The sequence below is a fragment of the Massilia sp. Root133 genome (assembly GCF_001426525.1).
GTDB classification, from domain to species: domain Bacteria; phylum Pseudomonadota; class Gammaproteobacteria; order Burkholderiales; family Burkholderiaceae_D; genus Telluria; species Telluria orientalis.
In genome coordinates this window covers 67,944-75,255 of record NZ_LMEW01000016.1, presented here as the reverse complement: position 1 = coordinate 75,255, position 7,312 = coordinate 67,944, and the positions used below count along the sequence as shown (strand labels likewise).

Annotated in this window: 8 protein-coding genes; 5 read left to right on the top strand and 3 right to left on the bottom strand. The window is 65.3% G+C overall.

Annotation, left to right across the window (positions count from 1 at the left end; all coding sequences use genetic code 11):
- Positions 1–251: 251 nt before the first annotated feature.
- Complete coding sequence (locus ASD28_RS15110; protein WP_056129383.1) at positions 252–1,028, bottom strand: enoyl-CoA hydratase; 777 nt, start codon at positions 1,026–1,028, stop codon at positions 252–254.
- 91 nt (positions 1,029–1,119) lie between these two features.
- Here ASD28_RS15110 and ASD28_RS15105 point away from each other — a divergent pair, with 91 nt between their 5' ends.
- Positions 1,120–2,373 (top strand): MFS transporter, encoded by a 1,254-nt coding sequence (locus tag ASD28_RS15105; RefSeq protein ID WP_056129381.1) that lies wholly within the window; start codon positions 1,120–1,122, stop codon positions 2,371–2,373.
- 3 nt (positions 2,374–2,376) lie between these two features.
- Here ASD28_RS15105 and ASD28_RS15100 read toward each other — a convergent pair whose 3' ends face one another.
- Complete coding sequence (locus ASD28_RS15100; RefSeq protein ID WP_056129378.1) at positions 2,377–3,588, bottom strand: murein transglycosylase A; 1,212 nt, start codon at positions 3,586–3,588, stop codon at positions 2,377–2,379.
- Positions 3,589–3,610: 22 nt separating this feature from the next.
- On the opposite strand from ASD28_RS15100, the gene ASD28_RS33085 reads away from it, so the two are divergent.
- Positions 3,611–3,739, top strand: a complete 129-nt coding sequence (locus tag ASD28_RS33085) for a hypothetical protein (protein WP_267873821.1) — start codon at positions 3,611–3,613, stop codon at positions 3,737–3,739.
- On the opposite strand, the gene apaG is transcribed toward ASD28_RS33085, so the two are convergent.
- Entirely contained in the window at positions 3,740–4,114 is a 375-nt protein-coding gene (gene apaG / locus ASD28_RS15095; RefSeq protein WP_056129374.1) for a Co2+/Mg2+ efflux protein ApaG, read from the bottom strand. It lies immediately after the preceding gene.
- Positions 4,115–4,228: 114 nt separating this feature from the next.
- On the opposite strand from apaG, the gene rpe reads away from it, so the two are divergent.
- The 3 genes from rpe (at position 4,229) to trpE (ending at position 7,311) form a co-directional block, all read left to right on the top strand.
- A complete protein-coding gene (gene rpe, locus ASD28_RS15090) occupies positions 4,229–4,909 on the top strand; it encodes a ribulose-phosphate 3-epimerase (protein ID WP_056129371.1) in 681 nt (226 codons plus the stop codon).
- On the top strand, positions 4,909–5,607 hold the full coding sequence (locus ASD28_RS15085; protein WP_056129362.1) for a phosphoglycolate phosphatase: 699 nt from the start codon (positions 4,909–4,911) through the stop codon (positions 5,605–5,607). The genes rpe and ASD28_RS15085 overlap by 1 nt, the downstream gene beginning before the upstream one ends.
- Positions 5,608–5,814: 207 nt before the next feature.
- Positions 5,815–7,311: an anthranilate synthase component I gene (gene trpE, locus ASD28_RS15080; protein ID WP_056129359.1), complete on the top strand. Its 1,497-nt coding sequence runs from the start codon at positions 5,815–5,817 to the stop codon at positions 7,309–7,311.
- Position 7,312: the final 1 nt, after the last annotated feature.

The following is a 7,312-nucleotide window of genomic DNA, read 5'->3' as shown; positions in this document are numbered from 1 at the left end:
GGCACTTCATCAAACGCCCACACTTATCGACTGTTTATTGTTAAAGAACTGTATTCGGTACTGCCTTGCTGCGTTTGCGAATCGTTTTGTTCGTCAGCAGCAGAGAAGTGAGAGTATGCAGTGTTTCGCTTAACTCGTCAACCCCTCGCTGTTTCTGCAACACATTGAATTCTTTCGATTTCGTGCGCTGCAGAAGCAGGACGCGAACTATAGCAAACCCGTCCGCGCCCATGCAAGGGGTTGTGGAAAAATTACATCCCTTCGAAATTCGGCTTGCGCTTCTCCAGGAACGCCGCCATCCCCTCCTTCTGTGCCGGCGTGCCGAATCCGGCATGAAAGAAGCGGCGCTCGTAGCGCACGCCTTCGGTCAGCGTCGTCTCGAACGCGCGGTTGACCGCATCCTTGATCTGCATGGCCACCGACACCGGCATCGCCGCGATCGTCTCCGCCACTTCCAGCGCCACCGTCATCACGAGGTCGGCCGGCACGACGCGCGACACGAGACCCGTGCGCTCCGCTTCCGCCGCGTCGATCATGCGCGCCGTCAGCAGCATGTCCATGGCTTTCGACTTGCCGATCGCGCGCGGCAGGCGCTGCGTGCCGCCGGCGCCCGGGGTGACGCCGACCTTGATCTCCGGCTGGCCGAACTTGGCCGTCTCCGACGCGATCAGGAAGTCGCACATCATCGCCAGTTCGCAGCCGCCGCCCAGCGCATAGCCGGCGACGACGCCGATCACCGGCTTGCGCACATTGAGGATGTGTTCCCAGTTGCGGCCGATGTAATTACCTGGATAGGTATCGGCGTACGTGTAATTGGCCATCGCGGCGATGTCCGCGCCCGCGGCGAACACCTTGTCGCTGCCGGTCAGGATGATGACGTTGACGGCCGGGTCGGCGTCGAACTTGTACAGCGCGTCGCCCAGCTCGTTCATCATGTTGTCGTTGAGGGCGTTCAGCGCCTTCGGACGGCTCAGGCGGATCACGACCACCTTGTCGTGGTGTTCGATCAGCAGGTCAGAATATTCCATGGGACACCCCTTAATAAGATGAGCCCAGATTGTAGCGCCTGAACGACGAAAGTGACGTATACGGCAATCATGTCTTTGTTATCATCGGTGCGTGCCTCTCCTCCGCAACCTCGCCACCGACCGCCAGCTGCGCAACGCCGACTTTCGCCGTTTCTGGTTCAGCAGCACGCTGACCAATTTCGGCGCCCAGATCACGCTGCTGGCCCTCCCCATCTGCGCGGCCCTGCTGCTGCATGCGACGCCAGCCCAGATGGGCGCCCTGGCCGCCGTCGGCTCCCTGCCGTTCCTGCTGTTCTCGCTGCCGACGGGTGTCCTGCTCGACCGCAGCCGGCGCCTGCCCGTCATGCTGGCCAGCGATGCGATGGTCGCGCTGAGCCTTGCCAGCGTGCCGTTCGCGTGGTGGCAGGGGTGGCTCAGCGTGCACTGGCTGTATGCGGTGCAGTTCATGCTGGGGACCGGATTCGTCGTGGGCGGCAGCGCGGAGCAGATCTTCCTGACGTTCCTCGTGGGCCGCGATGGCCTGATCGATGCGCAATCGAAGCTGGGGGCGACGGAATCCGCCTCGCGCCTGCTCGGTCCCGGCATCGCGGGCCTGCTCGTGCAGGCGCTGGGGGCGCCCGTCGCGATCCTGTGCAACGTGGCCGGCTTTACGGTCTCGTTGTGGAATCTGCGCCGGATCCGCACGCGCGAGCCGCAGCCGCAGCCGCCCCAATCCCACGTGCTGCGCGACGTGGCCGAAGGATTGAAATTCGTGTGGAGCCAGCCGGTACTGCGGCTGCTCGCATGGACGTCCGCGTGCTGGCACCTGCTGTTCTATGGCTACACGGCGCTGTACGTGCTGTTCGCCACGCGCGTACTGGGGATGTCGCCGGGCCTGATGGGCACGTCGCAGATGCTGGGCGGCGCCGGCGTGCTGCTCAGTTCACTGATGCTGAAACCGCTGACGCGCCGCTTCGGCTCCGGCGGCGCCATCGCCACGGGCCTGTGCATCTCGTGCCTCGGCTTCATGCTGATGCCGACGATCCCGCGCGACCTGCTGGGCAACCGCGCCGCCACCGCGGCCGCCTATGCCGGCGTCGTGTTCTGCCTCGATTGCGGCGGCACCCTGTTCTTCCTGCCCTATCTCGCGCTGCGCCAGCGCGTCACGCCCGATGCGCTGCTGGGCCGGATGACGTCGACGATGCGCTTCATGACCGTGGCCGTGGCCCCGGTCGGCGCGGCCGGTGCCGGTGCGCTGGCCGAACGGCTCGGCGTGCGCGGCGGCCTGACGGTCGTCGCGGCGGGCGCCCTGCTGCTGACCCTCGCCACGTTGTTCGGCACCCGTCTGCACCGGATACGGCAATAAGCCTCAGTTACCCGGTCGCGGCAGCAGCGCCCAGATCTGCCCGCGCTGCTTCATGCGGCCCGCGTTGTCGGCCGCCTGGCCGCCGAAGCCGAAGAAGAAGTCCGCGCGCACGGCCCCCTTGATGGCGCCGCCCGTGTCCTGCGCCATCACGAGGCGCTGCAGCGGCACGTCGTCCGCCGGCTCCGTCGTCGACAGGAACAGTGGCGCGCCGAGCGGGATGAAGGCCGGATCGACGGCGACGGAGCGTGTGGGCGTCAGCGGCACGCCCAGGGCGCCCTTCGGGCCGACGTTCGGATCGGGCAGGCGCTCCTCGCGGAAGAACACGTAGCTCGGGTTGACGTTGAGGAGCTCCTGGCGGCGCTCCGGATGCGCGGCGATCCACGCCTTGATGCCCTGCGCCGTCGCCTCGCCCGGCGCGAGTTCCTTCTGGTCGATCAGCCAGCGGCCGATCGCCTTGTACGGATGGCCGTTCTGGTCGGCGTAGGCGATGCGCACGGTGTCGCCGTCGTCCAGCTGCACGCGGCCGGAGCCCTGCACTTCGAGGAAGAACGCCTCCACGGGATCGTCGACCCACACCAGCTCCTTGCCCGGGATGCGCGCGCGCTCGATGTCGGCGCGCGTGGCGTACGGGACGACGGTCTTGCCGACGAGGCGTCCGCGCAGCCGCATGCCCTTCAGGCTCGGGTAGACGCTCGCCAGGTTCACGGTGATCAGGTCGTCCGGCACTTTATAGAGCGGCGTCTGGTACGCACCGCCGCGCTCGCGGGCGCCGCGCAGCATCGGCTCATAGTAGCCCGTGATCAGGCCCGCGTCCGCGCCGTCGGGGGCGCGCACGAGGTTCGGCACGAAATACGTCTCGAAGAATTGGCGGATGGCCGTGCCGTCGCCGGGATCGACCGATTTGCCCGCCGCGCACGGCGCCTTCCAGTCCGGCTTCGCGCCCAGCGCGCGGCAGGACGCCTGGAACGCGGGCCAGGCCTGGCGCAGGTCGTCCTGCTGCCAGCCCGGCAACGCATCGAACGTGACGGGCGTGAACAGGGGCGCGGGCGGCGGCGGTTGTTGCGGCTGCGCCGGCGGCTGGGTCGGCGGCACCGGCACGGGTCCGACGGGCGGCGGCAGCTTGATGGGCGGCTGCGGGGGCGGCGTCGTGGTACATGCCGCCAGCAAGGCGACGAGGGTCAATAAAGCGGGTACACTGCGGCGTGTCGAAAACATATGGGATGACAACGGAATGTGGATGCTGATGTTGGAGGCCGGCGTGGCCTTGTTCCTGCTGGTGTTCATCGTCTGGTGGACGATGTTCTCGGGCCGCAAGCCCGAGCAGAAGCCGTCCTCGACCAGGAAGAACGATACGCCCGAGATCTGATCAGTGCAACGCGTGCGGCAGCGACAGCACGAACTCGGGAATCTTGACTTCGAAACGGTGGCCGTCCTCGGCGACGAAGAAATACTCGCCGACCATCGAACCCTGCGGCGTTTCCATCTGGGTGCCGCTCGTGTATTCGAACTGTTCGCCCGGCTGCAGCAGCGGCTGGTGGCCGACGACGCCCAGGCCCCGTACTTCCTGCACCTTGTTGTTTGCGTCCGTGATCACCCAGTGGCGCGAAATCAGCTGGGCCGCGACGGTGCCCGTGTTCTTGATCGTGATGGTGTAGGTGAACACGTGCTGCGTCCGCTCCGGGTGGGATTGCTCCGGCAGGTATTGGGTCCTGACGGTGATCTCGAAATCGTAGGCGGGCATCGGTGTTCCTTGTTTGATTGGCAAAAGAGCGCGTGGCCAACATGATACAACGTCGGCCGAAAGCACGGCGTCGGCGTACAATGCTGGCTTTGTCTTAAGCAACCCCGGCCCACCATGACCACCTACCGCATCGCTCCCAGCATCCTGTCCGCCGACTTTGCCCGCCTGGGCGAGGAAGTGCGCAATGTCGTCGCCGCCGGCGCCGACATCATCCACTTCGACGTGATGGACAACCATTATGTCCCGAACCTCACCATCGGCCCGCTGGTGTGCCAGGCCATCCGTCCGCATGTGCAGGTGCCGATCGACGTCCACCTGATGGTCAAGCCGGTCGACCGCATCATCCCCGATTTCGCCAAGGCCGGCGCCGACATCATCACCTTCCACCCGGAAGCGTCGGAACACGTCGACCGCACGCTGCAGCTCATCCGCGACAACGGCTGCAAGGCCGGCCTCGTGTTCAACCCGGGCACCCCGCTGCACCACCTGGAACACGTGATGGACAAGATCGACATGATCCTCATCATGTCCGTCAACCCGGGCTTCGGCGGCCAGTCGTTCATCCCGGAAGCGCTGAAGAAGATCGCGCTCGCGCGCCGCATGATCGATGAATCGGGCCGCGACATCATGCTGGAGGTCGACGGCGGCATCAAGGCCGACAACATCGCCGCTGCCGCCGCAGCCGGCGCCGACACGTTCGTGGCCGGTTCCGCCATCTTCGGCAAGCCGGACTACAAGGCCGTCATCGACGCGATGCGCGCCGAACTGGCCACCGTCGCGAAGAAGGCTGCGTAATGAAAAGCGGCGCTGCGGCGATCCGGGCCGCCATCATCGACCTGGACGGCACGATGCTGCACACCGTGCCGGATTTCGAGCTCGCGCTGAACGGCATGCGCGCGGAATTCGGCCTGGCGCCGATCACCCAGCAGATCATCGAACCGATGGTCGGCAAGGGCTCGGAAAAGCTGATCCGCGACGTGCTGGCCCGCGACTTCGACACGGATCGCATCGACGCCGTGTTCGACGCCGCGATGGCCGCCTACCAGCGCCACTACCTCGCCATCAACGGCGAACGCGCGACGCTGTATCCGCACGTGATCGAAGGCCTGCAGGCCCTGAAGGACCTGGGCCTGCGCCTCGCGTGCGTGACCAACAAGCCCGTCGCGTTCACCCAGCCGCTGCTGGCGAAGAAAGGTCTCACGCCGTACTTCGAACTGGTGTACGGCGGCGACTCGTTCCCGCGCAAGAAGCCGGATCCGATGCCGCTGCTGCAGGTGTGCCGCGACTTCGACGTGGAGCCGGCGCGCGTGGTCGCGATCGGCGACTCCAGCAACGACGCCGAAGCGGCGCGCGCGGCCGGGTGTTTCGTGTTGTCGGTCCCGTATGGCTACAACCACGGAAAACCTGTGCAAAGTATTAATTCCGATGGTATAGTTGGTTCGCTACTTGAAGCGGCTGAACTGATCAGCGCTCATAACAAAGCCAACTCCTAAACCATCTACTCCATGTTTTTCGCCAAAAAACACATCGTCAACCCAACCGGTGCCCATGAGGCCTGGCTGTGGCGACGCTGGCAATCCTGGTCCATCTGACCCAAGCTGATTGCTGCCGGTGCACGCCCTGTGCACATAGATACCGGCAGGTTTTTTTGAAGAAATCGCCGCCCGTTCCCCTTCCCTGCGGGCGGCCCGGAGAAAAGCATGACCGAACTCGAATTCAAATCGCTCGCCACGCAAGGCTATAACCGTATTCCCCTGATCGCGGAAGCATTTGCCGATCTCGAAACCCCGCTCACCTTGTACCTGAAGCTGGCCCAGAGCCAGGACGCCGGCAAGAACACGTTCCTGCTCGAGTCCGTGGTCGGTGGCGAACGCTTCGGCCGCTACTCCTTCATCGGCCTGCCGGCCAGGACGCTGCTGCGCACGCGCGGCAACGTCACGACGGTCGAGAAGAACGGAGAAGTCATCGAGACGCACGAAGGCAATCCGCTCGACTTCATCGAGGCCTATCAATCGCGCTTCAAGGTCGCGCTGCGCCCGGGCCTGCCCCGCTTCTGCGGCGGCCTGGCCGGCTACTTCGGCTACGACACCGTGCGCCACATCGAGAAGAAGCTGGCGCACACGGCGCCGCGCGACGAACTGGACCTGCCGGAAATCCAGCTGATGGTGACGGAAGAGCTGGCGGTGATCGACAACCTGTCGGGCAAGCTGTACCTGATCGTGTATGCCGATCCGTCCCAGCCCGAGGCCTATAACAAGGCCCGCCAGCGCCTGAAGGACTTGCGCGTGATGCTGCGCCGGAGCGTGGACGCACCGGTGACGTCGAGCTCCGTACGGACCGAGGCCGTGCGCGACTTCAGCAAGGAAGACTACCTGAAGGCCGTCGCGGTCGCGAAGGAATACGTGATGGCGGGAGACCTGATGCAGGTCCAGATCGGCCAGCGCATCCGCAAGCCGTACGTGGATTCGCCGCTGTCGCTGTACCGCTCCCTGCGCTCGCTGAACCCGTCGCCGTACATGTATTACTACAACTTCGGCGACATGCAGATCGTGGGTTCGTCGCCCGAGATCCTGGTGCGCAACGAGAAGGACGCCGACGGCGGCCGCAAGGTGACGCTGCGCCCGATCGCCGGCACCCGCCCGCGCGGTTCGACGCCGGAACGCGACGCCGAGCTGGCGCACGAACTCCTGAACGATCCGAAGGAAGTGGCGGAACACGTGATGCTGATCGACCTGGCGCGCAACGACATCGGCCGCATCGCCACGACCGGCAGCGTGAAAGTCACGGACCAGATGGTCATCGAGAAGTACTCGCACGTGCAGCACATCGTCTCCAACGTGGAAGGCACGCTGAAGGACGGCATGTCGAACCTGGACGTGCTGCGCGCCACCTTCCCGGCCGGCACCTTGACGGGTGCGCCGAAGGTGCGCGCGATGGAAATCATCGACGAACTCGAGCCCGTGATGCGCGGCATCTACGGCGGCGCCTGCGGTTATCTCTCCTTCGGCGGCGAGATGGACGTGGCGATCGCGATCCGCACGGGCGTGATCAAGGACGGCAACCTGTACGTGCAGGCGTCGGCGGGCATCGTCGCGGATTCCATTCCCGAGATGGAATGGCTGGAAACGGAACACAAGGCGCGCGCCGTGCTGCGCGCGGCCGAGCAAGTGCAAGACGGACTGGATGGGGAGATCTGAC

What these genes read in the sequence shown, in the direction of transcription:
- ASD28_RS15110 (WP_056129383.1), bottom strand. Translation starts at nt 1,028, where the DNA reads ATGGAATATTCTGACCTGCTGATCGAACACCACGACAAGGTGGTCGTG.
- ASD28_RS15100 (WP_056129378.1), bottom strand. Translation starts at nt 3,588, where the DNA reads ATGTTTTCGACACGCCGCAGTGTACCCGCTTTATTGACCCTCGTCGCC.
- ASD28_RS33085 (WP_267873821.1), top strand. Translation starts at nt 3,611, where the DNA reads ATGCTGATGTTGGAGGCCGGCGTGGCCTTGTTCCTGCTGGTGTTCATC.
- apaG (WP_056129374.1), bottom strand. Translation starts at nt 4,114, where the DNA reads ATGCCCGCCTACGATTTCGAGATCACCGTCAGGACCCAATACCTGCCG.
- rpe (WP_056129371.1), top strand. Translation starts at nt 4,229, where the DNA reads ATGACCACCTACCGCATCGCTCCCAGCATCCTGTCCGCCGACTTTGCC.
- ASD28_RS15085 (WP_056129362.1), top strand. Translation starts at nt 4,909, where the DNA reads ATGAAAAGCGGCGCTGCGGCGATCCGGGCCGCCATCATCGACCTGGAC.
- trpE (WP_056129359.1), top strand. Translation starts at nt 5,815, where the DNA reads ATGACCGAACTCGAATTCAAATCGCTCGCCACGCAAGGCTATAACCGT.